This is a genomic window from Hydrogenophaga crocea, assembly GCF_011388215.1.
In the GTDB taxonomy this organism is placed as follows: Bacteria; Pseudomonadota; Gammaproteobacteria; order Burkholderiales; family Burkholderiaceae_C; genus Hydrogenophaga; species Hydrogenophaga crocea.
Map to the genome: position 1 here is coordinate 741,632 of NZ_CP049989.1, position 26,888 is coordinate 768,519.

The following is a 26,888-nucleotide window of genomic DNA, read 5'->3' on the forward strand; positions in this document are numbered from 1 at the left end:
AGGAGACTCCCCATGCCCCGTTGCCTGCGCCCGCTGCTGGGCCTTGCCCTGCTCGCCGCCGCCCCGGCCTTTGCCCAGGTGTTCGTGTCGAGCGAGAAGGACAACAAGCTCTATGTGTTCGACGCCCAGGGCGAGCGCACCGGCGCCATCGACGTGTGCAAGCGGCCGCGCCACCTGATGTTCAACGCCGACAAGAGCCAGATCTACGTCTGCTGCGGCGACAGCAACCAGCTCGGCATCGTCGATGTGGCCACGCAGAAGATGACCGGCAAGCTCGCGCTCGGCGACAGCCCCGAGATCTTCGACCTCAGCCCCGACGGCAAGACGGTGTACGTCTCGATCGAGGACGAGAACGTGATGGCCGCCTACGACCTGGCCACGAAGAAGCCGCTGTTCCAGGTGAAGACCGGCGGCGAGCCCGAGGGCGTGCGGGTCACGCGCGACGGCAAGACCGCCTACGTCACCTCCGAGGTGGCCAACGTGGTCCACGTGATCGACCTGAGCCAGAAGAAGGTGGTCAAGAACATCACCGTGGGCAAGCGCCCGCGCCGCTTCGTGCTCTCGGCCGACGGCAGCGAGCTGTGGGTGACCAACGAGCTCGACGCCAGCGTGAGCGTGGTGGACACCGCGACGCACACGGTGAAGGCCACGGTGAAGTTCGCGGTGCAGGGCCTGCGCGAGGCCGACATCACGCCCGTGGGCATGGCGCTCAGCGGCGACGGCAAGACCCTGTGGGTGGGGCTGGGCCGCGCCAACCGCGTGGTCGAGGTGGACGTGGCGAGCAAGACGCCGGGCCGCCAGGTGCTGGTGGGCAAGCGCGCCTGGGGCCTCACGCTGCACCCCGATGGCAAGACCTTGTACGTGAGCAACGGCCTGTCCGACGACATGACGCTGGTGGACACCGCGAGCGCCAAGGCCGTTCGCACCGTGGCCGTGGGCCGCGTGCCGCACTCCGTTCTCGTGAAGTGACGTGAAGCGACTCGCCGCCGTCGCCCTCGCCGTTGTCCTCGCGCTGTGCGCGGCCTTCGCGCACGCGCAGGCCACCCGACCGGTCCACGTGACGCTGGGCGTGGTCACGCTGGCCGACGACCCGCGCCACGCGCCGCGCCGCATGGAGAAGGCCTACCCCGGCCACCCCACGGGCACCGCGCTGGCGGGCGTGGCACTGGCCGTGGACGAGGCGCAGGTGGAGCTCGACACGCGCGGCCTCGCGCTGCAGGTCAAGGCCTTCGAACTCGCCGACGCGGCTGCGCTGCCCAAGCTGCTCGCCGAGCTCAAGGCCGCGCGCGTGCAGCATGTGGTGGCCGACCTGCCGGTGCCCGAACTGCGCGCGCTGGTGCAGGCCGCGCCCGCGGCGCTGGGCGGCGCCATCGTGTTCAACACCGGGCAGGACGACGACGGCCTGCGCGCCGAACACTGCGCCGCCGCGCTGCTGCACACCACCCCGAGCGCGGCCATGCGCGCCGATGCGCTGGCCCAGTACCTGGCCGCGCGCAACTGGCGCAAGGCCCTGCTGCTCAACGGCCCGACGCCGGCCGATGCGGCGCAGACCCGCGCCTTCGAGCGCGCCGCCAAGCGCTACGGCGTGCAGATCGTCGAGCGCAAGCCCTTCAAGCTCAGCGGCGACCCGCGCGAGCGCGACCTCGCCAACACGCGGCTGCTCACCGGCGAGCGCAGCCACGAGGTGGTGGCCGTGATGGACGCCGACGGCGAGTTCGCGCGCACCGTGCCCTATGCCACGCAGTGGCCGCGGCCGGTGCTGGGCGCGGCCGGCCTCACCGCGCAGGCCTGGCACCCGCACTGGGAGCGCAACGGCGGCCCGCAGCTCACGCGGCGCTTCGCGCGCGCGCAGCAGCGGCCCATGGACGCGCACGACTGGGCCGCCTGGGCCGCGGCCAAGGCCGTGGCCGCGGTGCTGGTGCACGACCCCAAGGCCGGCGTGGCGCAGCAACTGCAGGCGCTGCGCAAGGGCGTGGTCACCATCGACGGCTTCAAGGGCCAGCGTCTGAGCTTCCGGGCCTGGGACGGCCAGTTGCGCCAGCCGCTGTTCCTCGCGCACGGCGACGGCGTGGTGGGCCTGGCGCCGCTCGATGGCGTGCTGCACCCGCGCGAGGTGCTCGACACCCTGGGCGTGGACGAGGCGGAGAGCGCATGCAAGGCCCGCTGAACCCGCCCGCCGACGGCGTGGCAGCCGACCCCGCGCCGTCGCCGCTCGCGCACCGCCTGCGCGCGCTGCGCGCCGTGGTCGGCCGCGAGCTCAACCGCTTCCTGCGCCAGCCCTCGCGCCTGGGCTCGGCGCTGGTGCGACCGCTGCTGTGGTTCGTGGTGTTCGCGGCGGGCTTTCACAACGTGTTCGGCGTGGCCATCGTGCCGCCGTACCAGACCTACATCGAATACAAGGTCTACATGGTGCCGGGCCTGCTCGGCATGGTGGCGCTGTTCAACGGCATGCAGAGCTCGCTGTCCATGGTCTACGACCGCGAGATGGGCGTGATGCGCCTGCTGCTCACCGCGCCGCTGCCGCGTGGCTGGCTGCTGGGCTTCAAGCTGCTGGGCAGCACGGTGCTGTCGGTGCTGCAGATGGCGGTGTTCCTGCTGATCGCCGTGGCGTTCGGCATCGACCTCGCCTGGGGCGATCTGCCCGGCCTGCTGCTGGCCATGGCCTGCGCGGCCACCATGCTGGCCGCACTCGGTCTGATGCTCTCGGTGTACGTGAAGCAGCTCGAAAACTTCGCCGGCACCATGAACTTCGTGATCTTCCCCATGTTCTTCATCAGCCCCGCGCTGTACCCGCTGTGGAAGCTGGAGGAAGCGGGCGCCTGGTGGCTGCTGATGCTGGCGCGCTGGAACCCCTTCACCCACGCGGTCGAGGCCATGCGCTTCGCGAGCGTCGGGCAGTTCAACGCCACGGCCTGGGCCGTGGTGCTGGGCTGCGGCGCGGTGTTCTTCGTGCTCGCGCTGCGCGGCTACGACCCGCAGCGCGGCTTCATCAAAACCAAGGGCGGAGGCTGACCGTGGTGCTTCGTGTCTCGATGCAACGCCGCGCCGTGCTGGGCGCGGCCGCACTGGCCGCCGCCGGCGTGCGCGCGGCCGACGATCCCACCGGCGGCGACCCGCTGGGCTCCATGCAATGGCCCGGGCTGCGTCAGCAGTACCTGGCCGGCGCGCCGCTGCGCTTCAGCGAGGCGGTGAAGGTGCAGGGCCCGCGCTTCGCCGACGACGCCATGAACGTGCCGATCCAGGTCGACGCGCGCGCGCTCGCGCCGTTGGGCGTGGAGCGCATCCAGGTGGTGGTGGACCGCAATCCGGTGCGCGAGGTGCTCACCTACGAGCCGCTGCGCGCGCTGCCCATGCTGGCGTTCCGCATCCGCATGGAGCAGGCCTCGCCGGTGCGTGCCTTCGTGAAAACCCGCGACGGCCAGTGGCACGTGGGCGGCAGCTGGGTACAGGCCGCGGGCGGCGGCTGCACCGTGCCCGGCGCCACGCGCGCCGACGGTTCGTGGAGCCGCACCCTCAACCAGGTGCAGGCACGGGTGTTCGACGACCTCATCGAAGGCAGCCGGCGCTTGCGCCTGCGCGTGATGCACCCCATGGACACGGGGCTGGTGGCGGGCATCCCGGCGTTCTACATCGAGCGGCTGGAGCTGGCCGACAGCGCCGGCCAGCCCTGGTGGCGCGTGGCGCTGCACGAGCCGGTGAGCGAGAACCCGCTGCTCACCTTCGAGCTGCCGGCGCGCGCGCGCGGCGTGATGCTGCTGCGCGGGCGCGACAACAACGGCAACCGCATCGAGGCCGAGGTGGCGGCATGAAGCGCGCCGCGCTGGCGTTGTGGCTGCTGGCGGTGGCCGGGGCCGCGGCGGCGCAGCCCTTGCGCTACGAGCTTCAGCCGCGCCGCATCGCCGACGGCCACTGGGTGATCGAGGGCGCGGTCGAGGACTTCTCGCGCGCCAACGGCTGCAACATCATCAACACCGCCTTCGTGAGCACGGGCGAGGGCGTGGTGGTGATCAACACCGGGCCGTCGAAGCGCTACGGACAGGCCCAGCGCGAGGCCGTGGCCGCCACCACGCGCGAGCCGGTGCAGCGCGTGCTGAGCCTGAACCTGCACCCCGACTACTTCTTCGGCCACCAGGCCTGGGCGGACGTGCCCACGCAGGCCCTGGCGGGCACGGTGGGCGGCATGCGCGCCGAAGGCGCGGCCTACGCCGACAACCTCTACCGCCTCTGCGGCGACTGGATGCGCGACACCGAGGCCACGCCCGCGCGCGAAGCCATCGCGCCGCAGGCCCTGGCCACGGCCACGCGGCGCCTCGAGCTGCGCCGCCTGAGCGGCCACACCGCCGACGACCTGGTGGTGATCGACCGCGCGGCCGGTGTGCTGTACGCGGGCGGCCTGGTGTTCAGCGAGCGCGTGCCCACCACGCCGCACGCCGACTTCGAGGCCTGGCTGGCCGCGCTCGACACCTTGCAGCGCTGGCACGCCGAAGGCCAGTGGCGCGTGGTCGTGCCCTCGCACGGCCCGGTGCACGAGGGCCTGCGCGGCATCGAGCAGACGCGCGACTGGCTGCGCTGGATCACCGGCCTCATGCGCGAGCGCGCCGAGCGCGGCGTGGACCTGAGCGAGCTGCTGCGCGAGCCGGTGCCCGCGCGCTTCGCGGCCTGGGCCGCGCAACCGGCCGAGTGGCACCGCACGCTCGCGCAGTGGTACCCGGTGTACGAGCGGCGCGCGCTGGGCGGGGGGCGCTGAAGCGGCTTCTAGAATGCGGGCGCCCATGTCCTTCCCGGCGCTGAACGCTTTCGCCCTGTGCCTTGTGATGCTGCTGAGCACCGTGCTCGGCGGCCCGGTGGTGTCCGTCCCGTCCGGGGACACCGCCGCCTGGGGCGCGAGCGCGGAGCTGCCGCTGCGCAGCGCCAGCCTGCGCAGCGGCGACCTCAAGCCCTTCGGCGCCGAGCGCCGTGCGGCCAAGAAGGCCACGGCGAAGAAGATCGACGACGCCCTGCCACCCGGTGCGACCCCGCTCGTGCTGGCGGCTTGGGCCGATGCCGGCCCGGCCCCGACCGCGCAGCACCCGCTGCCCGCGCCGCTGCCCGCCGGCTATCTCGCGCGCGCGCCGCCGCTCCCCGCGGCCTGACGTCGCGCGCACCCCCGGTGCGCTGTTCCCGCAACAACCGGATCTTTCTTCATGGACAACATGGACATCATGTGGGCCGCCTACGCGCTGCCCGTTCTGCTGCTCTGGATGGCCTGGCGCGAACGCCGCAGCCGCAACACCCCGGACGCGCGCCTGCTCGGCACGCTCGCCGCACTCAGCGCCGCCATCGTGGGTTCGTACGAACTGCTGCTCTGAGGTCGCCAACGCCCCGCGCGCCCCACGCGCGACCGCTGTGCCGGTGCTTCGTTTTTGAACACTGTCACAGCCGCGACCGTGGTGGCGCTGCGGCGTGGCGCAGTGGCGGGGGCCTCAGGCGGCCCGATCTGTCTCAAAAACCGCTGGCACGGTTGTTGCCATTTCTGTCGTGTGCCGGGCCCATGCCGAGGGGGCGAGGCCAGGCCACGGGCGATCGCGCGGGTGCGCGGGCGCCGAACAACCACCCACGACAGCAGGAGACAAACCGTGAAACGCAGCCTATTGAGCCTCTTGGTCCTGGCCGCCACCGCCCACGTGGGCGCGCAGGGCGTGACGGACGCGATGATTGCCGACGACGCGAAGTCGACCAACAACGTGTTGAGCTGGGGCCTGGGTACCCAGGGGCAGCGCCACTCGCCGCTCACCGGCATCAACGCCAAGAACATCAACCGCCTCACGCCGGCGTGGTCGATGTCGTTCGGCGGCGAGAAGCAGCGCGGCCAGCAGAGCCAGCCGCTGGTGCACAACGGCAAGATGTTCGTCACGGCCTCGTACTCGCGCATCTTCGCGCTCGACGCCAAGACGGGCAACAAGCTCTGGAAGTACGAGCACCGCCTGCCCGAGGGCATCATGCCCTGCTGCGACGTGATCAACCGCGGCGCCGCGCTCTACGACAACCTGGTGATCTTCGGCACGCTCGACGCCCAGCTCGTGGCGCTCGACCAGGACACCGGCAAGGTCGTGTGGCGCGAGAAGATCGACGACTACAGCGCGGGCTACAGCTACACCGCCGCGCCCCTGATCGCCGAGGGCCTGCTGCTCACCGGCGTGTCGGGCGGCGAATTCGGCGTGATCGGCCGCGTCGAGGCGCGCGACCCCAAGACCGGCAAGATGGTGTGGACGCGCCCCGTGGTCGAAGGCCACATGGGCTACAAGGACGGCAAGGAGAACGGCATCTCCGGCACCACCAACGCGTCGTGGCCCGGTGAGACCTGGAAGACCGGTGGCGCGGCCACCTGGCTCGGCGGCACCTACGACCCCAAGACCGGCCTGGCCTACTTCGGCACCGGCAACCCCGGCCCCTGGAACAGCCACGTGCGCAAGGGCGACAACCTGTACTCGGCCTCGACCGTGGCGATCGAGGTCAAGACCGGCCAGATCAAGTGGCACTACCAGAACACGCCCAACGACGGCTGGGACTACGACGGCGTGAACGAGTTCGTGACCTTCGACATGGACGGCAAGCGCGTGGGCGCCAAGGCCGACCGCAACGGCTTCTTCTACGTGAACGACGCCGCCACGGGCAAGCTGCTCAACGCCTTCCCCTTCGTCAAGAAGGTCACCTGGGCCACCGGCATCGACCTCAAGACCGGCCGCCCGAACTTCGTCGACGACAACCGCCCGGGTGACCCCACGGGCGCGGGCGGCGACGGCGCCAAGGGCAAGGCGGTGTTCTCGGCCCCGGGCTTCCTGGGCGGCAAGAACCAGATGCCCATGGCCTACAGCCCCAAGACCGGCCTGTTCTACGTGCCCACCAACGAATGGGGCATGGAGATCTGGAACGAGCCCATCACCTACAAGAAGGGCGCGGCCTTCCTGGGCGCGGGCTTCACCATCAAGCCGCTGTTCGACGACCACATCGGTTCGCTGCGCGCGATCGATCCCAAGACCGGCAAGGTGGCCTGGGAGGTCAAGAACAGCGCGCCGCTGTGGGGCGGTGTGCTGACCGCGGGCGACCTCGTGTTCTGGGGCACGCCCGAAGGCTTCCTGAAGGCCGCCGATGCCAAGACCGGCAAGGTCGTGTGGCAGTTCCAGACCGGCTCGGGCATCGTGGCCCCGCCCATCACCTGGACCGAGGGCGGCGAGCAGTACCTGAGCGTGGTGAGCGGCTGGGGTGGCGCCGTGCCGCTGTGGGGCGGTGAAGTGGCCAAGAAGGTCAACTTCCTCGAACAGGGCGGCTCGGTCTGGACCTTCAAGCTGATGAAGTAAGCCCCGCCAGCGACTCCTGGTTTTTTCGTGGTGTTCACGGGTGGCCCGCCTCGGGGGTGGGCCACCCGCTTTTTTTCTCCGCTCCGTTCCATGCGATATCTGATCTTCATCGGCCTGACCGCGGCCGCGGGCCTGGCGCAGGCCGCCGACCTCAACGCCGCCGTGGACCTCGCGAAGGCCAGCGGCTGCTACTCGTGCCACGCCAACGCCGAGAAGGTGGTGGGCCCGGCGTTCTCGGCCATTGCCGACAAGTACAAGGACGAGAAGGACGCCGCCGCGTCGCTCGCGCAATCGATCCAGAACGGCTCCAAGGGCAAGTGGGGCCGCATTCCCATGCCCGCGCACCCCAGCCTGAGCGCGGCCGACCTCAAGACGCTGTCGGCCTGGGTGCTCACGGTCAAGCCCTGAGGGCCCACGGCGCCGGCCAGCCGGCGTTCAGCGGCAGCGCACCACGGCGTTGCCGCCCGGCGCGCTGGCGCTGCTGTCGCGCGCCAGCACCTCGGCCGCGGGCCCGGCGTCTTTCGATTGCGCCTCGGCCCCGGCGCGCAGGCGCACCACGTCACCCACGCGCAGCGGCAGGCCCTCGGGCGCGCGCGCGATCCACACCGGCGCGTACCAGTCGCCGCCGTCCACCACCTTGAGCTGGCAGGCCAGGCGCAGCACGCGGCCGGCGCGGAAGTCGTCGTCGCTGAAGGCCTCCAGGCGCTGCAGGCCGGCCTGGGCGAAGGGGTGCATCCAGCCGGGCACGGCGCCGCGCAGCCGAACGCGCCAGACGCTGCCCGGCAGACCGGCGGCGTGGCACAGCGTGGGCGTGCGCGCCGCGTCGGCCGTGCCCGCGGCGCTGCCCGCGAAGCCGCCGTGCAGGTGGGCGGGCGGCGGGCCACCGGGCCGCACGGGCCAGGCGGGACGCGGATCGCGCACCTCGATCACGCTGCCCGGCGCCAGCGAGGCGGCTGCGGTGCCCGCGGGCAGCAGCGCGGTCACGCCGGTCCAGCGCAGGCCCAGGGGGCGGGTGGCGTCGGGCTCGGCGCATTCGCCCTGCACGAGGCGGCCGGCCTCCATCTCCTGCGCCGTCACGCCGGCGCGCAGCGCGGGGTGGAGCTCGGGATGGCCGTCGCGCAGCGCCTGGCGCTCGCGCAGCACCTCGACCACCTGCGCGCGCGTGTCGGCGCCCGCGCGTGGCGCGGTTTCGCAGCCGGCGAGCAGGGCCGCGGCGAACAGGGGCAGCAGCATGGGGCGTTGCATGGGGGTCAGCCGGCCTGGCGCAGCGCGGGGAAGTCTTCGTCGCGGTACTCGCGTTCGCCGCGCGCACCGCGCGCACCGCGGTCGAGTTCCTGCTTGCGCAATTGCACGCGGCGGATCTTGCCCGAGATGGTCTTGGGCAGTTCGTCCACGAACTCGATGCGGCGCACGCGCTTGTACGCCGCGAGCTGCTCGCGCGCGAAGCCCAGGATGTCCTGCGCGAGCGCGGGGCCGGGCGCGGCGCCGGCCGCGAGCAGCAGGTAGGCCTTGGGCACCAGGCCGCGGATGGGGTCGGGCGCGGGCACCACCGCCACCTCGACCACGGCCTCGTGTTCGATCAGCGCGCTTTCGAGCTCGAAGGGGCTGATGCGGTAGCCCGAGGCCTTGAAGACGTCGTCGGCGCGGCCCACGAAGGTGAGGCAGCCATCGGCGTCGCGCACCGCGGTGTCGCCCGTGTGGTAGTGGCCGTCGCGCATGACCTCGGCGGTCTTCTCGGGGCTGTCCAGGTAGCCCACCATGAGGCCGAGCGGGCGCTGCGAGAGGTCGATGCAGACCTCGCCTTCGTCGGCCTCGTGGCCATCGGCGTCGAGCAGGCGGATGGTGTAGCCCGGCAGCGGCCGGCCCATGGAGCCGGGCTTGATCGGCTGCCCGCTCACGTTGCCGATCTGCGCGGTGGTCTCGGTCTGGCCGTAGCCGTCGCGCAGCCACAGGCCCCAGGCCGCGTGCACCTGCCCGATGATCTCGGGGTTGAGCGGCTCGCCCGCGCCGATGAGCTCGCGCAGCGCGAGCCGGTCTTTCCACGCGGCCAGGTCTTCCTGGATCAGCATGCGCCACACCGTGGGCGGGGCGCACAGGCTGGTGACGCCGCAGCGCGCGAGCGTGGCCAGCAGCGCGGGCGCCGAGAAGCGCGGCGTGTTGTGGATGAACACACAGGCGCCCGCGTTCCAGGGCGCGAAGAAGCAGCTCCAGGCGTGCTTGGCCCAGCCCGGCGACGAGATGTTCAGGTGCACGTCGCCCGGGCGCAGGCCGAGCCAGTACATGGTGGACAGGTGGCCCACGGGGTAGCTCTGGTGGGTGTGCAGCACGAGCTTGGGCTGGGCCGTGGTGCCCGAGGTGAAGTACAGCAGCAGCGGGTCGGTGGCGCGCGTGGGGCCGTCGGGCGTGAAGGTGTCGCTGTGCGAGGCCGCGGCCGCGATGTCGTGCCAGCCCTCGGGCACGGGCGCGTCGGCACTGGCCACGGCCACGCGCGTGAAGCCGCTGCCCAGGGCCGCGAACTTGGGGGCCTGCGCGGCGCCGGCCACCACGTGTCGGACCTCGCCGCGCGCGAGGCGGTCGCGCAGGTCGTCGGGCGTGAGCAGGTGGGTGGCGGGGATCAGCACCGCGCCGAGCTTGATGCACGCGAGCATGGTGTCCCACAAGGCCACCTCGTTGCCCAGCATGAGCAGCACGCGCTCGCCGCGCCGCACGCCCAGGCCGCGCAGGTAGTTGGCCATGCGGTTGGAGCGCGCGCGCATCTCGGCAAAGCCCAGGCGCTGCTCGCTGCCATCGGCCTCGGTGATCCAGAGCGCGGGGCCGTGGTGGTCTTGTGCGAGGGCGTCGAAGTGGTCGAGCGCCCAGTTGAAGTGCTCGAGCACCGGCCAGCGGAACTCGCGCCGGGCCTGGTCGGGGTGGTCGCGCAGGCGCAGCAGCTGTTGGCGGGCGGATTCGAAGGCGGGGTGGGCGGTGGTCATGCGGGTTCGCTCGGGCGGGGGGGCGTTCGCGCCGCATCTTGGGTGCGCGGGCCCGCCCCGCCCAAGCGGGTTTTCCCCGGTGGGGGGTATCAGTCCACCAGCTCGGCCACCAGCCGGCCGCCGACCATGAAGCCCGGCGGCACCGGCTCCTCGCGCTCGAACTTCACCAGGCCTTGGCCCTTGCAGTACCACTCGCGGCTGGTGAGCGGCACGTTGGTGAAGCCGTTCACCGGGTCGGTGTAGAGGTTGAGCACCGCGCGGCCGACCACGCGCAGGCAGGGCCCGAAGCGGCCCGCGGGCGTGGTGACCTGGTCGTCGTCGGCCTCGATGCGCCAGCCCATGGGCACGCGGTGGCTGTGCTTGAGTTCGCGCGGGTGCTCGTTGCGGCGCAGGATCAGGTAGGGCACGGTGGGCGTGGTCCATTCGGTACCCACGGTGTAGGGCGCCTTGAGCACCCACAGGGGCTCTTTCTCGGGCGTGGGCTCGGCGTCGATGTCGAGCCGGATGGCCACGCGCCGGATGCCTTGCGCGTCTTCGCGCAGCCAGTAGGACACGCCCTCGGAGTGGTGGCGCACGGCCACGGGCTGGCCGTCGAGCGTGGCGGGGCTGGTCACGCGCAGGGTCCAGCGTTCGTCGGGCCGGCGCTCTTCGCTGTCCACGCGCACCGCGTAGGTCTGGCTGAAGCCCGTGTGCAAGGGGAACCAGGCCTCGCCGCCGGAGGGCGTGCAGGCTGCCAGCGGCCAGGCGGCGAGCAGCAGCAGCGCTTTCATTTTTCGGGCAGCTGCGCGCGCGGCAGGTCGCTGAGCTTGATCTGCAGCGGGTCGCTGCCGGGCGGTCGCAGCCACGAGAAGCCGCCGGGGCCGCGGCGCGGCTCGGTGCTGCCCATCTGGGTGTTGCCCTCGCGCGCTTTGCGCAGGCCGTCGCCGAGCAGGCGGTGCAGGTCTTTCTCGTAGGGCACGCGGTGCACGCGCGGCATCTCCAGCGGCGCGTTGTCCTTCATGGGGTTGACCCAGATGTAGATCGCGCCCGCGTGGCCGCGTGCGGGGCTGGGCTCGTCGAACACCGCCGAGAGCAGCACGAATTTTTCGGGCAGCGGCGCGTCGCTGGGCCAGCCCGACACGCCCATCAGCGTGGTGTGCGCCACCGCGTAGAAGGCGCTCACCAGCAGCACGCCGCCGAGCTTGACGGCCCAGTGCCAGCGCGTGGCCAGGCAGAGCACGAGCAGCAGCGCCGCGAGCAGCGCGTAGACGATGACGAGCCAGAGCAGGGCGGTGGAGGTGGCGGGGATCATGGCGGTCGGGGCCGTCTGCAAGGCGGCTAGAGGCCGGCCCGCTGCACGAGGGTGCGCGGCCGGGTGTTGATGTCGAGCACGCGGCCCGTGTCGTCGAGGGTGAAGCGCACCAGCGTGCGCTCGTCGCCCTTGCGCGGGATCTGCTGGGTGCCGGTGAACACGATCTCGGCCTGCGGGTTCACCTTCACCACGCTCACCGACACGTCCACCGGCTGCTGGTCGCGGCTGTCGTAGTAGTGCGCGTTCACCACGTACTCGCCCGGCGCGAGGCCGCGCAGCGTGACGATCTCCTGGCGCACCGGGCTGCTCACCACGCGGCCGTTCACCAGCACGCTGCTGTTCTTCTCGCCGCGGTCGTCGCGGTCCAGGTGCAGCAGGCCGGCGTCGCGCTGGCGGAACCACAGGGTCTGGCCGCTGGGTTCGAGCACCCAGGCGTCGATGTCGTTGGGGTTGTTGTCGGGCCAGCTCACGGTGACGATGAACTCGGCCTTGGCCGGGATGTCGCCGGCCTTGCGGCTCTTGGGGTTGAAGGCCAGCAGCGCGATGACGAAGCAGAAGACGAAGGCGATCAACATGTTGAACAACATGTCGTAGAACGGGTCGGCCTCGGTGTCACGCGCCGTGCGGCCGATCGCCATCGGGCGTCTCCTGGGGGGGCGCGGCCGACGCGATGGCGTCGGCGATCAGCGCGTCGGCGAAGCGGTCGAGCCGCATCAGTTGCAGGCCGAGCAGGATGTTGCCCGTGAGGCCGGTGACGGTGGTGAGCAGGGCGATGCCCAGGCCGCCGGTGAGGCTCTTGAGCAGCTGGCCCGACATCGAGGCGTCGAAGGTCTGCACCTGGCCCAGCTGCAGCGCGAGGATGGAAAAGCCGATGACCTTGCCCAGCAGGCCGAGCTTGAGCTGGATGCCGTTGAGCCACCACGCCATCTCGTGCGGGCCGTGCGCGCGCTCGCCCAGCACCTGCAGCCAGGTGGCGCGGTCGGCGCCGGCCGGGGCGCAGCCGCTGCGGTATTCGTGCGACCAGTCGCCGCTGGCGCCGGGTGTGCGGGTGGCGATCCAGCGGTCCAGCGCCAGCCGCTGTTCGCCCAGCACCCAGGCGCGCCGGCCGGCCCAGGCGGTGCAGCCGGTGAACAGCAGCGCAATCACCAGCGTGAGGCCGGTGGGGTCGGCGTCGAGCAGGCGGTGCCAGGCCCCGGCGCGCCACAGCAGCAGCGCGCCGAAGGCCAGCAGGCCGGCGTAGGCGCACCACAGCAGGAACAGGCCGCGTTCGCCGCGCTCGAGCGCGAGCGGCGCGCGGCCCAGGCCGGGCAGGCGGCCCACCACGGCGGCCCCGAGCATGCGCTGGTGCGGCGCGGCGCTGCTCATGGCGCGGGCTCGGGGTGCAGCAGGCGCGATTCGGCGTCGCTGCGGAACACGATGGGGATGTGGCGGCGCGCCGGTGCCTCGCGCACCAGGCGCAGCACCCGTTCGTGCTGCGGGCTCTTGCTGCACACCGGGTCGGTGTTGGCCGCATCGCCCGTGATCTGGAAGGCCTGGCAGCGGCAGCCGCCGAAATCCTTGTGGCGCTCGTGGCAGCTGCGGCAGGGCTCGCGCATCCAGTCTTCGCCGCGGAAGGCGTTGAAGGCGCCGCTGCGCTGCCAGATCTCGGCCAGCGTGTGCTCGCGCACGCTGGGCAGCGCCAGGCCGGGCAGCTCGCGCGCGTTGTGGCAGGGCATGGCCAGGCCGTCGGGCGCGACCGACAGGAACACCGAGCCCCAGCCGTTCATGCAGGCCTTGGGCCGGTCCTCGAAGTAGTCGGGCACCACGAACAGCAGGCGGCAGCGGTTGCCGATGCGCTCGCGGTATTGGTTCACCACGGCTTCGGCGTGCAGCAACTGCTCGCGCGTGGGCATGAGGTGGTCGCGGTTGACCCAGGCCCAGCCGTAGTACTGCGTGTTCGCGAGTTCGAGGTACTCGGCGCCCAGGTCCAGCGCCATCTCGATGATCTTGTCCACGTGCGGCAGGTTGTGCCGGTGCAGCACGCAGTTCATCACCATGGGCCAGCCCTGGTCCTTGATGGTGCGCGCCACGCGCTGCTTGAGCTCGAAGGTGCGCGTGTGGCTCAGGAAATCATTGAGCTCGCGCGTGCTGTCCTGGAACGAGAGCTGCACGTGGTCCAGACCGGCGTCGTGCAGGCGCTGGGCGCGCGCGGGCGTGAGGCCCACGCCCGAGGTGATGAGGTTGGTGTAGAAGCCCAGCCGGCGCGCCTCGGCCACCAGTTCTTCGAGGTCGTCGCGCAGCAGCGGCTCGCCGCCCGAGAACCCCAGTTGCGCCGCGCCGAGCGCGCGCGCCTGCTGCATCACGTTCACCCACTCGGCGGTGCTCAGCTCCTGGGTGATGCGCGCATGCCGCGTGGGGTTGTAGCAAAACACGCAGTGCAGCGGGCAGCGGTAGGTGAGCTCGGCCAGCAGCCACAGCGGCGGGCCGGTGCGGTGGCTGGGTTCAGTCCAGCCAGCCACGGCGGCTTCCTTCTTCGAGCAGGGCGCGCACCTGCCCGCCGATGCCCAGCACGCTGAACGCGGTCTCGAGGTCGGCCACGATGCCGTCGAGGCTGTGCGCGCCGTCGCAGCGCTTGAGGATCTCGGCCGCGCTGTGGTTGAGCTGGACCATGCCCTCGGGGTAGAGCAGCACCCAGGCCTGCTGGGCGTCTTCGTACTGCAGGCGGAAGCGGCGCGACAGGCGCGGCAGATCGGGCAGGGGGGTGTCGGTCATGGGAGCGGTCCCTTCATTCGCAAGAGGCCTTCTCGATCGCGTCGAGCATGGTCCAGAGGATGTCGAGCTTGAACTGCAGGATCTCCAGCGCGCGCTGTTGCTGCTCGCGCGTGGTGAAGTGCGCCAGCGTCACGCGCAGGCCGTGTTCGACGTCGCGGCTGGCCAGGGGAATGCGGCTGCGGAAATAGCCCAGTCCCTCGGCCTCGATCCAGGGGTAGTGCTGCGGCCAGCTGGCGAGCCGGTCCTTGTGGATCTGCGGCGCGAACATCTCGGTGAGCGAAGAGCAGACGGCCTCCTGCCAGGGCGCGCGCGCCGCGAAATTCACGTAGGCGTCGCACGCGAAGCGCACGCCGGGCACCACGCGCTGCAGCGAGAGCAGCTCGGCGCGCGGGATGCCCACCGCTTCGCCCAGCCGCGTCCAGGCCTCGATGCCGCCGGCGTTCGGGCCCTGGTGATCGCCCTGGCCGTCGTGGTCGAGGATGCGCTCCACCCACAGACGGCGGTGCTCGCGGTCGGGCATGTTGGCGAGGATGGCGGCGTCCTTGCGCGGGATGCAGACCTGGTAATAGAAGCGGTTGGCCACCCAGCAGCGGATCTCGTCGGGCGTGCAGCCGCCCGCGTTCATGCGCACGTTGAACGGGTGGTGGATGTGGTACGCGCGGCCCTTGGCGCGCAGCTGCGCTTCGAATTCGGTGGGGGTCCAGGCGTCCACGGCGAGCCTCAGAAGTGAATCACCATTCCGTCGTGCGCGACCTCGACGCCGTGGCGCACGAGCTCGGCCCGCTCGGGCGAGTCCTCGATCAGGATGGGGTTGGTGTTGTTGATGTGGATGAGCACCTTGCGCACCGAGGCCGGCAGGCGCGAGAGCTCGCTCAGCATGCCGCCGGGGCCGCTTTGCGGCAGGTGGCCCATCTCGGCCGCGCGCTTCTTCGACAGGCCCAGCCGGATCATTTCGTCCTCGGTCCAGAAGGTGCCGTCGACCAGCACGGTGTGGCAGCCCGCCATGAGCGCGCGCAGCGCGGGCGTGAGCGCGCCCAGGCCGGGCGCGTAGAACACCTGCGCGCCGCTCTGCGGGTTCTTCAGCAGCAGGCCGATGTTGTCGCCCGGCCGCGGCCGGCCGCGGAACGGCGAGTACGGCGGCGGCTGCGAATCGAGCGCCACGGCCACCACCTGCAGGCCGGGCACGCCCGGCGGCTCGATGGCGCGGCCGTCCAGGGGCAGCGGGTGCTCGGCCACGCCGCAGTAGTGCGAGAGCACGCGCGTGAGCGGCAATGCGTTGCCGATGTCCGAGAGCACCTCGGGCGTGGCCAGCAGCGGCAGCGGCGTGCTGCGCTCGCGCAGCATGAGCAGGCCGGTCACGTGGTCGATCTGCGCGTCCATCAGCAGCACGGCGGCGATGCCGCTGTCGCGCACGGCGCGCGCGGGCTGCAGGGGCGGGTGTTCGCGCACCTGCTGCAGCACGTCGGGCGAGGCGTTCACCAACAGCCAGTCCTGGCCGTTGGCGCTCACCGCGATCGAGCTCTGCGTGCGCGCGCGCGCCTTCACCGTGCCGGTGCGCAGGCCCTGGCAGTTGGCGCAGTTGCAGTTCCACTGCGGAAAACCGCCACCGGCGGCAGAGCCCAGGACGCGGATGTGCATGTCAGCCCACCAAGAAAAAGGCGCACGCGTGGATCACACGTGCGCCCGGACGCTTCACCGCGGGTCAGCGGTTGGCGATGTACATGGTGATCTCGAAGCCGAAGCGCAGGTCGGTGAAGGCCGGGGCGGTCCATGGCGAAGGGGTTTGCATGGCGTTGTCTCCTGTGGGGTTGGCATGGAACGTGACTGCGGCGGGCTGGCGTGTCACACCGACCGCTCGCCCCCACCCAACTGCAAAATCGATGCCATGTCGCCACGCCCGTTCACATTGCCCCTGCCACGCGCCCAGCGCATGGCCTGGCGCGAGCGCGGCGCGCGCGAGGGTGAAGCCTGGCTGGTGCTGCACGGCGGCCCCGGCAGCGGCGGCAACCCGGGCCTGTGGGCGGCGCTGTCGCCGGCCTCGCAGCGCGCCGTGATGCCCGACCAGCGCGGCAGCGGCGCCAGCGCGCCGCGCGGCGGCCTGCGCGGGCAGACCGCGGCACAGCTCGTGGCCGATGCCGAGGCCCTGCGCGGGCACCTGGGCATCGCGCGCTGGAACCTGCTGGGGGGATCGTGGGGCGCGGTGCTGGCACTGCTCTACGCGCAGGCGCACCCCGGACACGTGGGGCAGGTGGTGTTGCGTGGGGCCTTCGCGCTGCGCGCGGTCGAGATCGCGGGCGTGCTCCTGCCCGCGCCGCGCTGGGGGAAAACCCTGGGGCCCTTGGCCCATCCCCTGCCCGCGGGCGGTCGTCTGTCGCTGCCCGCGGTGCTCAAGCGGCGGGTGCAGTTGCTGCAATCTGGCACACCGGGTGTTGCATCGCTGCGCGCCGGTCGCGCCTGGGCGCTGATGGAGGCCTTGCTGGCCGCGCACGGTCAGCGCCGCGCGCTGCGCCACGCGCCCGCGGGCGCGCCGCGAAGCGCCGCGCTGCGTCGCCAGTGGGCCGTCACGCAGCGTGGGCTGCGGCGCGCACAGGCCCGGGCTTGCGCCACGCGGGCCGACCGGCGCGACCGCCAGGTCTGGCGCCGCCTGCGCGTGCAGGCCCGGCTGCTGCGCCGCCGCGCCGGCCTGCGCCCGGGCGCCTTGCAACGCGCGGTGATCGCCTGCGCGCGCGCGGGGGTGGCCGTGCACTGGCTGCATGGGGATTTCGACGCCGTGTGCCCACCGGCCAACAGCGCGCGCGGGGCCGCGCTGGGCCGCGCCCACGGCGGCCCCGTGCGGCACACGCGGGTGCACAGCGGCCACCTGGCCCACGAACCCGCGATGGCGCGGGCCTTGCGCGCGGCCGCTGTCGGGCCGGGGCAGGCGCCCGACGCGCCCGCCGAGGCCGCATGAACCGGCGGCGTGCGCTGGCCATGGCCCTGGCCTGCAGCGGCCTGGGTGCGGGCTGCGGCAGCGCCACGCGCCCCGGGTCCGGTGAGCGCGAACCGCCGTGGCGTGCCCTGGCCGATGGCCTGTGGGTCTGGGACGGCGCCAACGCCGAGATCGACGCGCACAACGCCGGCCACGTGGCGCCCACGGTGGCGCTGGTGCGCGGGCCAAAGGCGCTGCTCATCGACCCCGGCCCGAGCGCCCGCCACGCGCAGCGCGTGCGCGCCTCGCTGCGCGCGCGTTTCGGTGCCGAGGTGGTGGCCATCGTGAACACCCATGCGCACGCCGAGAACGTGCTGGGCAATGCGGCCTTCGCCGACGGCATCGGCGCCGGCCGCGTGCGTGTGTGGGCCAGCGCCGCCACGCGCCAGGCGATGCAGCAGCGCTGCCCGGCCTGTCTCAAGAGCCTCACCGAGCGCGTGGGCGCTGAGGCCATGGCGGGCACGGCCATCGTGCTGCCCACCGACACCCTGGCCGAGGGCGATGCGCTCACGCTGGGCGGGGTGCGTCTGCGCGCGCTGCGCGTGGAACAGGGCCACACCGAAGGCGACCTGGTGCTCTGGTGGCCCGAGGCCGGCGTGCTGATCGCCGGGGGGCTGGTGTGCGACGGCCGCCTGCCCGAGCTGGCCCAAGGCTCGCTCGACGGCTGGCTGGCCGCGCTGCAGCGGCTGGCGGCGCTGCAGCCGCGCGTGGTGGTGGGTAGCCGCGTGACCGACGCGCAGGGCATCGTGCAGACCCAGCGCTACCTGACCACCTTGCGCCGCGAGGTGCTCGCGGCCATGGACGCCGGCCGGCTCGCGGGCGAGCGCGGCCTGGTGCCCATGGACGACTGGCGCCACTGGGCCGGCCACGCCGAGCGGCAGGGGTTCAATGTGCAGCGCGCGTGGCGGGAGCTGGAGGCGGTGTGGATGCAGGCACCGTCCGGCGCGGCGACGTCGCGTTGAACGGCTGCGCCCGGGTCAGCGCAACAGATCCGCCGGCAACTGGTCCTTCTTGCGGTAGATGGTGTTGCGCGACACCCCCAGCGCCTTGGCGGCGGCCGACACATTGCCCTTGTGCTGGCGCAGCGCCTCGGCCATGGCGGCCAGGGCCACGTCCTGCAGGCGGAAGGCTTCGCCGCGTGACTCGGGGGCGCCGGTGGCGGCGGGCGCGTCGGGCCCTGCGGCCGTGGGGGTCGCAGGCCCTGGCAGCGGGGCCGTGGGGGCCGCCTGCCGATCGAGCTTGAGCTCTTCCACGAAGTCGTCGGGCAGGTGTTCGGTGGTGATGCTGCCTTCGCAGCCCACCATCACCACCGCCGTGCGCAGCAGGTTGTGCAGCTGGCGGAAGTTGCCGGGCCAGGCGTAGCGCTTGAACAGCGCCATCACCTCGGGCGCGATCTGGATGTTCTCGCCCTGGGTGCACAGGGTCTGCAGGATCTTCTGCACCACGGTCTCGAAGTCGGTGCGTTCGCGCAGCGCGGGCAGGCGCACCACCAGGCCGTTGAGACGGTAGTAGAGGTCTTCACGGAAATCGCCGCGCGCGATCATGTCCTTGAGGTTCTTGTGCGTGGCGCAGACCACGGCCACGTCGACGTCGACCTCCTTGCCGGCACCCAGCGGGCTCACCTTGCGTTCCTGCAGCACGCGCAGCAGCCGCGCCTGCAGGTGCTTGGGCATGTCGCCGATCTCGTCGAGGAACAGCGTGCCGCCGTGGGCCTGCGCGATCTTGCCGATGGCGCCCTTCTTGCGCGCGCCGGTGAACGCGCCTTCTTCGTAGCCGAACAGCTCGCTCTCGATCAGCGTCTCGGGAATGCTCGCGCAGTTCACCGACACGAAGGGCTGGCCCGCGCGCGGCGAGTCGCCATGAATGGCCTGGGCCAGCAGGTCTTTGCCGGTGCCGGTCTCACCCAGGATCATCACCGGGATGTCCTTGCCCGCCACCATGCGCACCTTGTGGATCACCGCGGCCACCTGCGGGTCGCCGGTGTTGAGGTATTGCAGGCTGGAGAAGTGCGGCTTGCGCGAGAAGGCGGGGGCGGGCGCCGGTGCGGCCACGGCGGGGCTCACCACGGGCGGTGTCCACGCGCTCGGGTTCTTGATCTTCACGCGGCACCACACCGAGACGCCGTTGTGCATCACCAGCTGCTTGGGCGCGGGCAGCGCGCCCGCGAACAGGTCGATCAGCGCGCCGATGGGCATGCCGAACAGCGACTGGAAGGTGTGCGTCTTGAGCGCCGCGAACGACAGGCCGAACTGGAACTGCGCGCTGCGGTTGGCCGACAGGAAGCGCCCCTCGGGCGAGAACACCGCGATGCCCTCGACCAGCGTGCCCAGGAATTCCGAACGGCTGTGGAAGTGAAGCCGGATCGCCTTGGGGAAGATGTCGGCGAACATGTGGTTCTCGATCATCTGCGCCGACATGCGCACCAGCGCCAGCGTGTGCTGGTGGTAGCTGCGGTGGTCGCCCGTGACGTCGAGCGCGCCGATCACCTGGCCGTAGGGATCGAAGATGGGCGAGCACGAGCAGGTGAGGAACTTGTTCGCGTCGAGGTAGTGCTGGTTGCCGTGCACCGTGAGCGCTTCTTCTTCGGTGAGCGCGGTGCCGATGGCGTTGGTGCCCTTGCCGCGCTCGGACCAGTCCATGCCCGGCGTGAGCGCCACGCGCGACGCCTTCTCGAGGAAGTCGGGGTCGCCCAGCGAGTGCAGCACCATGCCGCGCGCGGACGTGAGCAGCACCATGCTGTGCGTGTTCACGATCTGGTCGTACAGCGTTTCCATCACGGGCGCAGCGTGCTGGAACAGGAAGCGGTTTTCTTCGATGGCCTCGTGCAGCACGTGGCGCGCCGGGCTGCTGAAGTCCGGTTCGTCGGCCGCGGCGATGCCGTACTTCAACGATCGCTGGTGCGATGCGTCGATCAGGTCCGCACTGCCGGCGGACACCGCCTGGGCGCCCGCTGCGGGGCTGTGCGGCCGTGTGGGCATGGCTGCGTTCATGTTGTCTCCTGCACCGGGCGCCGGCGGCAGACCACCCCAGTAGTCCGCCGCCCATCGGGGGTCCTCACCGTGTTCGGCGGGACGTCCTCTGTCGGGGCGATCGCTCTTGTCGGTCATGAAATTCTCTTCATATCGGTTGCGCGCGACAACACGGAACTTTCCCGCAATGCTTCCGGCTGACACACGGTGTCTCCGGTGTTGTTCCCTGCAAGAAGCCGGCCACGCGGACACTGTTCCGATTTGGAGCAATGCGCCCGTGGCAGCCCCACGGGCCCGCTTTTTGCAGACCTGGGGCAGGACCGTTTCGAACCCTGGAGACAACGCATGAAGACCCCCACCCGCCCCCGAACCCTGTTGCGCGCGCTCACCGCGCTCGGCCTCGCCGCTGCGCTGGCCAGCGCCTTCGCCCATGGCGACGTGACGCCGCAAGCGGTGGACACCAGCACGCTGCCGCCGCTCGGCGCCAAGTGGCTGGACGCCAACCCCTACAGCAGCGGCCCCGCGCACAAAGAGGCGCTGCGCATCGGCACCTCGGCCTACAACCAGAACTGCGCGCGCTGCCACGGCCTGGAGGCGATCTCGGGCGGCATCTCGCCCGACCTGCGCAAGTTCGACGCCGACTGCACAGGCCTGGCCGACCCGGCCAAGAAGGCCGCCTGCTACAAGGAGATGGACGACTACTACCTGGCCACCGTGCGCCGCGGCCGTGTGCGCGACGGCCGCGTCTACATGCCGCCCTTCGAGGGCACCATGAACCAGGAAGCGATCTGGGCGATCAAGACCTACCTGGAGACGCGCCGTGAAAAGTGACGCGGCCCGCCTGAACCGGCGCACGTTGCTGACCGCGGCACTGTGCGCGGGCCTGCCTGCGCTGCATGCGCAGGAGCTCAGCGACCTGGCGAAGATCCGCGCGAGCGGGGCGCTCAAGGTGGCCGTGTACAAGGACAACGCGCCGTTTTCCGACGGCCCCGCCAACGACATGCAGGGCCTGGACGTCGCCCTGGCCGGCGCGCTGGCCAGGCAACTCGGCCTCAAGCTCGCGCTGCTGCCTTTCGACGCCGGCGAGAACATGAACGACGACCTGCGCAACATGGTCTGGCGCGGCCACTACCTGGGCTATGGCCCGGCCGACGTGCTGCTGCAGGTGCCGGTCGACCGCACCCTGATGCAGAAGAACCGGCAGGTGCTGATCTTTGCGCCCTACATGCGCCAGCAGCTCGTGCTCGCGCACGACACGCAACGCATCGCCGAGGTGAACACGCCCGAAGACCTCAAGGGCCAGCCGCTGGCGGCCGAGCGCGGCGCGGCCGCGGCGAGCGTGCTCATGGGCCACGGCGGCGGGCTGCTGCGCAACCAGGTGGCCATCCTGCCCAGCGGCACCGAGGCCGTGCAGGCGGTGCTGGACGGCAAGGCCGCGGGCGCCTACGTGCTGCGCGCGCAGGCCGAGGCGGTGCTGGCGCGCGCGGGCGCTGCGGGCGGGCGGGTGCGGCTGACGCCGCTGGCCTTCCCGGGCATGGCCGTCAATGGCTGGCCGGTGGGCATGGCGATCAAGGCCGAACACAAGGCCCTGGGCCAGGCGATCGAAACCGCGATGGGGCAGTTGCGCGAAAGCGGCGAGCTGCTGGCCTTGTTCAAGGCCAACGGCCTCACGCTGACCGCGCCCTGAAGGGGGCGGTCGGCTGCCCTGGCGCCTCAGGCGCCGAGCCGCTGCACAACCGCGTCGAAGTTGGCCGTGGCGCGGGCAAGTTCGGTCTGCAGCGCCGACACCGTATTCGACGCGCCTGCGCCGTCGCCCGGTTGGTCTTCAACGACCAGCGGGTGCGCACGCAGCGCGTCAAGCTGCCATTGCAGCGAACGGATCCGCTCGACCGCCTGGGCGCCCTGGTCGTGCAGGCTTTGTGCCTTGCCCAGCGCGATGGTCGCCTGCGCGAGCGATTGCTCGGCCTTCATCCGCGTCAGGGTGGCCTGCCGAAGCGTGGTCGCGCTGTTGCGCATGGCCGCGGCGTTTCGCAGGCTGCTGATCCAGCCGCGGTCCCATTGGCGATGCACCGTCTCGGCGGCGATCTCTGCCGCTTCCGATGCCTGCAGCGCCTGGCGGGCCGCGGCGACGGCTTGCACGCCTTCGCGGACCTGACGCTGCAGGCGGGCCATGGTGTCGGTGAAGCGCGTGGGTGCTGTGGCGGCTGCGACCGGTTCATCCGGTTCGGCGGCGTCGCCGGCGCTCAGGCCATGCTGGATGTTCCGTGCAATCTGGCGATCGGTATCGGCGTCCGCCAGGGCCTGCGCATAGGTGGGGTCTGTGGGCGAGAGGGCGTCCATCTCCGCCTGGGCAGCGGCTTCCTGCTGCCGGGCGGCGTCGCGCGCCAGTTGCATGATCGCCGGCTCCTGCGTCGGCAGCGCATCGGGCAAAGACAGCTCGACCAGTGCGCTCCATTCTTCCTCGCTGGCCTTGCGCCGGGCGCGCAAGCGGTCCAGCTGCCCCTGATCGGTGCTGCGTTCGATCCAGCGGTCGAGCTCGATCATCGTCTGTTGGGCCAGCAGCAGTTTGCTGTGTTGCCGAATGAGGTTCTCGGCGGCCGCTTCATCGCGCTCCGTGATCATGGGAATGATCGGCTCGATCCCGTCATCGCGCGTGGCAGCCGTGCCTGACGGAGCCGTGGCCACTTCGGTGGCTTGGGTGCTGTCCGGCGGCGTCGTCGGCGCTTGCGGAACGTCCGTGGTGCTGGCCTCGACCCAGGCGGTCCAGTCGTCGTCGGTTCCGTTCAGCGCCTTATCCAGGGCTTCGAATGCGGCGTTGGCCGTCGCCGGTTTGCCACGGCCTGCCGTGTTCGCGGGGCTTTGCAAACGCGCCGGCGCTCGGGCGGCTTGGGCCGAGCGCGCGGCCTGAAGGTCTTGCTCGTTTGCCTGCAAGCGTGCCTCAGCGTCTTGCAGTTGCCGGGTCATCGCGCGCAGGGCGGCGGCCGTTTTGTCCATGGCCGTTTGCGCACGCTGGATGGCCTCGAGCTTGCCAGGCATGAGTTGCTGCAGGCGCGACTCGCCCGATTTCTGTTCCCGGTTGTGCGCTTCCACTGCGATCTCGTGGGCCCTTTCGAAGGGTTTGCGGCGGAGCCGCAGTTGTGCAACGTCTGCCTCGGCCCGGTCCACTTTCACGCGAAGCTCGATCACCTTCGCCTCATCGCCACGCGTCGGGTCGTTCAAGGCGCTCGTGCGGGCCAGCACCGCGGCTCGGGCCAGTTCGATTTCGCGCAGCCGGTTTTGCGTCATGTCCACGCGCGTCTCGAGAAGCGCCACCGCATCTGCGGTGGCGGCCCCGGCTTTGCGGTGTGCAAGGGCGCGGGCTTGCGTGAGCTGGGCGCGCAACGAGAGCAGGTCGTGGTTGGCGCGTTGCACCTCGGTCTCGAACAATGGGGTTTGCGAAATCGGCGCACGAGGCGCTGCGTTCTTGCGGTCGGCCGATGCGGGCGCCGACGCCAATGCCTGTCGGGTTTTTTCCACCAGCAGCTGTTGCTCCTGATGCTGCTGTTTGACCCGGGCCACCCAATTCAGCGAAGCATCGGCCTGCTTGCGCAGCGACGCGCTGCGCTCGCCGTGCAATGTGGTCCAGTCCGTCGAGACTTGGTTGTCGTGCGCCGCGATCCGCTCGGTCGCGATGCGCAGCTGGTCGAGCTCGACGAGCCTGGCCGAGGCCTCCCGGTGCGCCTCCTCGGCCGCTGCGATGACCTGCACCTCGCCCGCCGTCACCGGCTGGGACTGTCGCTGATTGATGTCGGCCAGGAGTTGGTCGAGTTCATCGTCTTCTGCCGGGCGGGCCGCTTCAACCCTCTTTTCCTGCGCAGCGATGTCGGCCAAGGTGATGCGCACCGAATCTTCGGCAGCGCGGACGATGTCGTTCAGCCTCTTGCTGCCCTTGCCATGCTCGCTCCGCCATGCGGCGGCTTTTGCGCGCGCCTCGGCCAAGGCGTTCTGCTGCAGGCCGAGTCGCAGCCGGAGGTTATCGAGTTTCTCCTCGACCGTGCGCGTGCCGGGCGCGGGCTTGGCCGGCAGCGCGGCCCGGGGACTTTTGCCCGCGTCCCGGGGAAGCGTCGGGGCCGGGATGGCGAGCCGCGCGGTGGCTTCGCCGAGGGCAAGGGCGGTCTCGCGGGCGCGGACGAAGTCACCTTGATGCGCCTGGTCCGCAGGATCGCCATTGAGCGCCACCGTGCCCGCCTCGCGCTCGCGTTGCAGCGGGTCCGCCGGCGCAGCGAGATCCTCGACCACAATCTTGTGGTTGCCCGATGACGGGCGCCGCTGGCGGGCCGCGATGTTTTCCGATAGCCACTCGAAATGCCGAGCGGAGAGCGGGCGCTTCCGGGGCAGTGGCGAGGCCGATGGCCAACCGATGGCGGCCGAGGCGGCATCGAAGTCCCCGCTGGTGTCGTCTGCGGTTTCGGGTGCGGTCCCCGGCAACTGGGGCAGGGCGTTTGGGCCATCGCCGGTGTTGATGGCGCCTGTCGCCACCGGCGCGGTGTCGGCCACCGCGGCGGCGCTGGCGTTCGATGCGGCCAGGCCCGCCGATGCCGGGGCTCGGAGCCTCAGCATCAGCTGCATGGCACGACGCGCCTTGGCGGGATCGTCGGCGCCCAGGCGGGCCAGCCGATAGAGCTGCGCGGTCTGCTGGTCTGGTGCCGTCAGCGCATGGACCATGCCGAGCACTGCGCAGCCCATTGCCTGCAGCCGGGCGCAGCCGGCATCGGCCAGGGCGGGGTCTGCTTGCTGAAGCGTGAGCAGTTCTTTGGCGAGTGCGTGAAGCTTGGCCAGCACCTCCTCGTAGCTCTTCACCGCCTGCTGGCAGCCCTTTGCCAGCTCACGGTTGGCCGCCGCTACCTCGTCCGGGCGGTGGGCCGGATGCGCGAGGCGTTTGGCTTCGCGCTTCGCCGCTTGCTTTTCTGCCTTCTTCACCGCATTGGCCAGTTCCTGCAGCGGCTGCATCGCGGTTCTTGCTTCGTCATTCAAAGCCGAGAGGCGTTGGGGGATGGCCAGCAGGTAGGCCATGCCAATGGACAGGTCGAGGTCGAGGGTGGGGTGGCGATGGCGCAGCGCGGTGCTGTGCCCGAGGCCAGCTACCGATTGGCTGGTGGGTGACCGACGCACGACCTGGCCCAGGCGCAAGAGAAACCGGGCCCGGGACAGTTCGGGCACAGCGTGGCGCGCGTCTGCTCCGGCGCGTTGAGCCTGCGGAGCGGTTTCACCCTTGATGAAATACAGCTGCGCTCGCTGAGCCAACGCGGTGGCCTCTTTCAGTGCGACGCGGGCCGGCGTTTGAGCGCTTTGTGGCGCGCGGTTGAGCGCCACGGACCCGGCGGTGCGCGCAAAGTCGGTCTCGTCGCGGATGTCCGCTTTGCGGAGCCGGGTCTGGGCGTCCAGCGAGCGCTGGAGCAGCGTTTGGGTGGCGGCGGCCGACTCGCTCTGGATGGCCTCTGACAAGGCCTGCAGCGGAGCGGCGAGGTCGCTGACCCGCAGGGGTCCCGCGTCCGCATGGGCTGCCCAGTCCTGCAAGGCCTTCAGCGCATTTCGAACCGCACTCGCGCGCTGACGGTCGGCCGGCTTGAGGTTGTTTCTGAGGCCCTCGATGGCGGGGTGTGCCATGGCGGCGGCCAGCAGGTTGTTGACCACCGCCCTGGATTCGCGGTCGGTGCGGTCGGGCGCCCGGCGGCCCAGGGCCACCTGCAGGCGCCGGATGGCGCCACCGCCGGTGGTGACCACATTGGCGCCTTGTCCGTTTCGTTTGACGTGCAGCCGGGCGTCGGGCTTACGGCCGGCCTTGTCGCCCAACCATTGCGCCACATGCGGGATGCTGATGTCGGCGGGGGTGACGATCGGTGCGCGCGAGGATGAGGCTTTCATGGGAATCGACGTGTGTTGGCGGGTTGGTCGGTGCAGTGCCGGGCGGCGACGCGCTGCAGCGGGCGTTGTGGAGGCGGCTGGGGTCAGGCCCGCTCGGCAAGAGGGGCCAGGGCGGCTTCGGGTGGCATGGGTTCTTGGGCCATGCCCTGCAGGGCCAGCACCCACAAGGCACGTACCGCGCCGAAGCGCGCCAGGGCGTCGGTCAGCGGCTCGTCGGCGAGCGCCGCTGCCGGCAGTTCGGTCATCAGCAGCAGGTCGCCCTCATCGGGGTCGCGGGCCACGCGCACCCCGCCGTTGTGCTGCCACTGGGCGTTGTAGGTCAGTGCGGTCTGGCAGGCCAGCAGTTCGTGTCCGGGCGCCGGCTGACCCAGGGGCGCCGTGAGCACCAGCCGCGGCGGGGCAGGCGCCCATTCGACCAGCAGCGGCTCTTTGCCGAGCGCCTCGATCAGCCAGGCCGCATCGTCAAGCCGTGTCACTGCACCCAGGTCGGGCTGCGCTTGAACGGCGTCATTGAGGGCGACGTCGATGTCGTGGGCGTTCTGGGACGGCATGGGCGCACTCCAGCGGGTGGGATGTGCGTGTGTGCCGCGCCACTAACGCCCGATCCGGGCTTAACCCATCATGGCTCGGTCAACGGTCTGTGGCGGTCGACCGTTCGGCGAGGGCCCTTGCGGCGGCTGACCGCCATTCAGCTTG

The 26,888-nt window shown here is 71.4% G+C and carries 27 protein-coding genes; 13 read left to right on the top strand and 14 right to left on the bottom strand.

Annotated elements, in window-relative coordinates:
* Positions 1-12: 12 nt before the first annotated feature.
* The 9 genes from G9Q37_RS03520 to G9Q37_RS03560 all read left to right on the top strand — a co-directional run bounded on the left by G9Q37_RS03520 (position 13) and on the right by G9Q37_RS03560 (position 7,745).
* Positions 13-969, top strand: coding sequence for a PQQ-dependent catabolism-associated beta-propeller protein (locus G9Q37_RS03520; RefSeq protein WP_166224643.1), 957 nt, complete (start codon positions 13-15; stop codon positions 967-969).
* 1 nt (position 970) lies between these two features.
* The gene (locus G9Q37_RS03525; RefSeq protein ID WP_240936502.1) at positions 971-2,167 is read left to right on the top strand and encodes a type 1 periplasmic-binding domain-containing protein; all 1,197 of its coding nucleotides are present in this window, start codon (positions 971-973) and stop codon (positions 2,165-2,167) included.
* Complete coding sequence (locus G9Q37_RS03530; RefSeq protein ID WP_166224646.1) at positions 2,152-3,012, top strand: ABC transporter permease; 861 nt, start codon at positions 2,152-2,154, stop codon at positions 3,010-3,012. The genes G9Q37_RS03525 and G9Q37_RS03530 overlap by 16 nt, the downstream gene beginning before the upstream one ends.
* Positions 3,013-3,014: 2 nt before the next feature.
* The gene (locus G9Q37_RS03535; protein WP_240936505.1) at positions 3,015-3,809 is read left to right on the top strand and encodes a quinoprotein dehydrogenase-associated SoxYZ-like carrier; all 795 of its coding nucleotides are present in this window, start codon (positions 3,015-3,017) and stop codon (positions 3,807-3,809) included.
* Complete coding sequence (locus G9Q37_RS03540) at positions 3,806-4,747, top strand: quinoprotein relay system zinc metallohydrolase 1 (RefSeq protein WP_166224649.1); 942 nt, start codon at positions 3,806-3,808, stop codon at positions 4,745-4,747. Before G9Q37_RS03535 ends, G9Q37_RS03540 begins: the two co-directional genes overlap by 4 nt.
* Before the next feature lie 67 nt (positions 4,748-4,814).
* Positions 4,815-5,132, top strand: coding sequence for a hypothetical protein (locus G9Q37_RS03545; RefSeq protein ID WP_166224652.1), 318 nt, complete (start codon positions 4,815-4,817; stop codon positions 5,130-5,132).
* Between the two features lie 51 nt (positions 5,133-5,183).
* Positions 5,184-5,348, top strand: a complete 165-nt coding sequence (locus tag G9Q37_RS03550) for a hypothetical protein (protein ID WP_166224655.1) — start codon at positions 5,184-5,186, stop codon at positions 5,346-5,348.
* 282 nt (positions 5,349-5,630) lie between these two features.
* Positions 5,631-7,337 carry a PQQ-dependent methanol/ethanol family dehydrogenase gene (locus tag G9Q37_RS03555; protein ID WP_277345029.1) on the top strand — a complete coding sequence of 569 codons (1,707 nt, stop codon included), beginning with the start codon at positions 5,631-5,633 and terminating at the stop codon, positions 7,335-7,337.
* 90 nt (positions 7,338-7,427) lie between these two features.
* Positions 7,428-7,745, top strand: a complete 318-nt coding sequence (locus tag G9Q37_RS03560) for a c-type cytochrome (protein WP_166224661.1) — start codon at positions 7,428-7,430, stop codon at positions 7,743-7,745.
* A gap of 27 nt (positions 7,746-7,772) precedes the next feature.
* Here G9Q37_RS03560 and G9Q37_RS03565 read toward each other — a convergent pair whose 3' ends face one another.
* The 11 genes from G9Q37_RS03565 to pqqA form a co-directional block, all read right to left on the bottom strand.
* Complete coding sequence (locus G9Q37_RS03565) at positions 7,773-8,582, bottom strand: hypothetical protein (RefSeq protein ID WP_166224664.1); 810 nt, start codon at positions 8,580-8,582, stop codon at positions 7,773-7,775.
* A 5-nt stretch (positions 8,583-8,587) separates the two neighbouring features.
* Complete coding sequence (locus G9Q37_RS03570) at positions 8,588-10,309, bottom strand: AMP-binding protein (RefSeq protein WP_166224667.1); 1,722 nt, start codon at positions 10,307-10,309, stop codon at positions 8,588-8,590.
* An 89-nt stretch (positions 10,310-10,398) separates the two neighbouring features.
* Complete coding sequence (locus tag G9Q37_RS03575; RefSeq protein ID WP_166224670.1) at positions 10,399-11,079, bottom strand: hypothetical protein; 681 nt, start codon at positions 11,077-11,079, stop codon at positions 10,399-10,401.
* The gene (locus G9Q37_RS03580; RefSeq protein WP_166224672.1) at positions 11,076-11,600 is read right to left on the bottom strand and encodes a hypothetical protein; all 525 of its coding nucleotides are present in this window, start codon (positions 11,598-11,600) and stop codon (positions 11,076-11,078) included. The genes G9Q37_RS03575 and G9Q37_RS03580 overlap by 4 nt, the downstream gene beginning before the upstream one ends.
* Positions 11,601-11,626: 26 nt before the next feature.
* Positions 11,627-12,238 (bottom strand): hypothetical protein, encoded by a 612-nt coding sequence (locus tag G9Q37_RS03585; RefSeq protein ID WP_166224675.1) that lies wholly within the window; start codon positions 12,236-12,238, stop codon positions 11,627-11,629.
* A complete protein-coding gene (locus tag G9Q37_RS03590; RefSeq protein WP_205710716.1) occupies positions 12,213-12,965 on the bottom strand; it encodes a MotA/TolQ/ExbB proton channel family protein in 753 nt (250 codons plus the stop codon). The genes G9Q37_RS03585 and G9Q37_RS03590 overlap by 26 nt, the downstream gene beginning before the upstream one ends.
* Entirely contained in the window at positions 12,962-14,098 is a 1,137-nt protein-coding gene (gene pqqE / locus G9Q37_RS03595; protein ID WP_166224678.1) for a pyrroloquinoline quinone biosynthesis protein PqqE, read from the bottom strand. The genes G9Q37_RS03590 and pqqE overlap by 4 nt, the downstream gene beginning before the upstream one ends.
* Positions 14,082-14,351, bottom strand: a complete 270-nt coding sequence (gene pqqD / locus G9Q37_RS03600) for a pyrroloquinoline quinone biosynthesis peptide chaperone PqqD (protein WP_166224681.1) — start codon at positions 14,349-14,351, stop codon at positions 14,082-14,084. The genes pqqE and pqqD overlap by 17 nt, the downstream gene beginning before the upstream one ends.
* Positions 14,352-14,364: 13 nt before the next feature.
* Complete coding sequence (gene pqqC, locus G9Q37_RS03605; RefSeq protein WP_240936506.1) at positions 14,365-15,063, bottom strand: pyrroloquinoline-quinone synthase PqqC; 699 nt, start codon at positions 15,061-15,063, stop codon at positions 14,365-14,367.
* 8 nt (positions 15,064-15,071) lie between these two features.
* Positions 15,072-15,989, bottom strand: coding sequence for a pyrroloquinoline quinone biosynthesis protein PqqB (pqqB, locus tag G9Q37_RS03610; protein WP_166224684.1), 918 nt, complete (start codon positions 15,987-15,989; stop codon positions 15,072-15,074).
* A 64-nt stretch (positions 15,990-16,053) separates the two neighbouring features.
* Positions 16,054-16,140, bottom strand: a complete 87-nt coding sequence (pqqA, locus tag G9Q37_RS03615) for a pyrroloquinoline quinone precursor peptide PqqA (RefSeq protein WP_166230929.1) — start codon at positions 16,138-16,140, stop codon at positions 16,054-16,056.
* 96 nt (positions 16,141-16,236) lie between these two features.
* On the opposite strand from pqqA, the gene G9Q37_RS03620 reads away from it, so the two are divergent.
* Positions 16,237-17,301 carry an alpha/beta fold hydrolase gene (locus G9Q37_RS03620; RefSeq protein ID WP_166224687.1) on the top strand — a complete coding sequence of 355 codons (1,065 nt, stop codon included), beginning with the start codon at positions 16,237-16,239 and terminating at the stop codon, positions 17,299-17,301.
* Positions 17,298-18,281: an MBL fold metallo-hydrolase gene (locus G9Q37_RS03625; RefSeq protein WP_166224690.1), complete on the top strand. Its 984-nt coding sequence runs from the start codon at positions 17,298-17,300 to the stop codon at positions 18,279-18,281. The genes G9Q37_RS03620 and G9Q37_RS03625 overlap by 4 nt, the downstream gene beginning before the upstream one ends.
* A 15-nt stretch (positions 18,282-18,296) precedes the next feature.
* On the opposite strand, the gene G9Q37_RS03630 is transcribed toward G9Q37_RS03625, so the two are convergent.
* Entirely contained in the window at positions 18,297-20,309 is a 2,013-nt protein-coding gene (locus tag G9Q37_RS03630) for a sigma-54-dependent Fis family transcriptional regulator (RefSeq protein WP_420810306.1), read from the bottom strand.
* 324 nt (positions 20,310-20,633) lie between these two features.
* On the opposite strand from G9Q37_RS03630, the gene pedF reads away from it, so the two are divergent.
* On the top strand, positions 20,634-21,119 hold the full coding sequence (gene pedF / locus G9Q37_RS03635; RefSeq protein ID WP_166224693.1) for a cytochrome c-550 PedF: 486 nt from the start codon (positions 20,634-20,636) through the stop codon (positions 21,117-21,119).
* The gene (locus G9Q37_RS03640) at positions 21,109-21,975 is read left to right on the top strand and encodes a substrate-binding periplasmic protein (RefSeq protein ID WP_166224696.1); all 867 of its coding nucleotides are present in this window, start codon (positions 21,109-21,111) and stop codon (positions 21,973-21,975) included. The genes pedF and G9Q37_RS03640 overlap by 11 nt, the downstream gene beginning before the upstream one ends.
* A 26-nt stretch (positions 21,976-22,001) precedes the next feature.
* Here G9Q37_RS03640 and G9Q37_RS03645 read toward each other — a convergent pair whose 3' ends face one another.
* Positions 22,002-26,192 carry a hypothetical protein gene (locus G9Q37_RS03645; protein ID WP_166224699.1) on the bottom strand — a complete coding sequence of 1,397 codons (4,191 nt, stop codon included), beginning with the start codon at positions 26,190-26,192 and terminating at the stop codon, positions 22,002-22,004.
* Positions 26,193-26,275: 83 nt separating this feature from the next.
* Positions 26,276-26,743 (bottom strand): type III secretion system chaperone, encoded by a 468-nt coding sequence (locus tag G9Q37_RS03650; protein ID WP_166224702.1) that lies wholly within the window; start codon positions 26,741-26,743, stop codon positions 26,276-26,278.
* Positions 26,744-26,888: the final 145 nt, after the last annotated feature.

Coding starts and splice junctions, on each gene's coding strand:
- G9Q37_RS03520 (WP_166224643.1), top strand. CDS start 13: ATGCCCCGTTGCCTGCGCCCGCTGCTGGGCCTTGCCCTGCTCGCCGCC.
- G9Q37_RS03530 (WP_166224646.1), top strand. CDS start 2,152: ATGCAAGGCCCGCTGAACCCGCCCGCCGACGGCGTGGCAGCCGACCCC.
- G9Q37_RS03540 (WP_166224649.1), top strand. CDS start 3,806: ATGAAGCGCGCCGCGCTGGCGTTGTGGCTGCTGGCGGTGGCCGGGGCC.
- G9Q37_RS03545 (WP_166224652.1), top strand. CDS start 4,815: ATGCTGCTGAGCACCGTGCTCGGCGGCCCGGTGGTGTCCGTCCCGTCC.
- G9Q37_RS03550 (WP_166224655.1), top strand. CDS start 5,184: ATGGACAACATGGACATCATGTGGGCCGCCTACGCGCTGCCCGTTCTG.
- G9Q37_RS03560 (WP_166224661.1), top strand. CDS start 7,428: ATGCGATATCTGATCTTCATCGGCCTGACCGCGGCCGCGGGCCTGGCG.
- G9Q37_RS03565 (WP_166224664.1), bottom strand. CDS start 8,582: ATGCAACGCCCCATGCTGCTGCCCCTGTTCGCCGCGGCCCTGCTCGCC.
- G9Q37_RS03570 (WP_166224667.1), bottom strand. CDS start 10,309: ATGACCACCGCCCACCCCGCCTTCGAATCCGCCCGCCAACAGCTGCTG.
- G9Q37_RS03575 (WP_166224670.1), bottom strand. CDS start 11,079: ATGAAAGCGCTGCTGCTGCTCGCCGCCTGGCCGCTGGCAGCCTGCACG.
- G9Q37_RS03580 (WP_166224672.1), bottom strand. CDS start 11,600: ATGATCCCCGCCACCTCCACCGCCCTGCTCTGGCTCGTCATCGTCTAC.
- G9Q37_RS03585 (WP_166224675.1), bottom strand. CDS start 12,238: ATGGCGATCGGCCGCACGGCGCGTGACACCGAGGCCGACCCGTTCTAC.
- G9Q37_RS03590 (WP_205710716.1), bottom strand. CDS start 12,965: ATGAGCAGCGCCGCGCCGCACCAGCGCATGCTCGGGGCCGCCGTGGTG.
- pqqD (WP_166224681.1), bottom strand. CDS start 14,351: ATGACCGACACCCCCCTGCCCGATCTGCCGCGCCTGTCGCGCCGCTTC.
- pqqB (WP_166224684.1), bottom strand. CDS start 15,989: ATGCACATCCGCGTCCTGGGCTCTGCCGCCGGTGGCGGTTTTCCGCAG.
- pqqA (WP_166230929.1), bottom strand. CDS start 16,140: ATGCAAACCCCTTCGCCATGGACCGCCCCGGCCTTCACCGACCTGCGC.
- G9Q37_RS03620 (WP_166224687.1), top strand. CDS start 16,237: ATGTCGCCACGCCCGTTCACATTGCCCCTGCCACGCGCCCAGCGCATG.
- G9Q37_RS03625 (WP_166224690.1), top strand. CDS start 17,298: ATGAACCGGCGGCGTGCGCTGGCCATGGCCCTGGCCTGCAGCGGCCTG.
- G9Q37_RS03630 (WP_420810306.1), bottom strand. CDS start 20,309: ATGAACGCAGCCATGCCCACACGGCCGCACAGCCCCGCAGCGGGCGCC.
- pedF (WP_166224693.1), top strand. CDS start 20,634: ATGAAGACCCCCACCCGCCCCCGAACCCTGTTGCGCGCGCTCACCGCG.
- G9Q37_RS03645 (WP_166224699.1), bottom strand. CDS start 26,192: ATGAAAGCCTCATCCTCGCGCGCACCGATCGTCACCCCCGCCGACATC.
- G9Q37_RS03650 (WP_166224702.1), bottom strand. CDS start 26,743: ATGCCGTCCCAGAACGCCCACGACATCGACGTCGCCCTCAATGACGCC.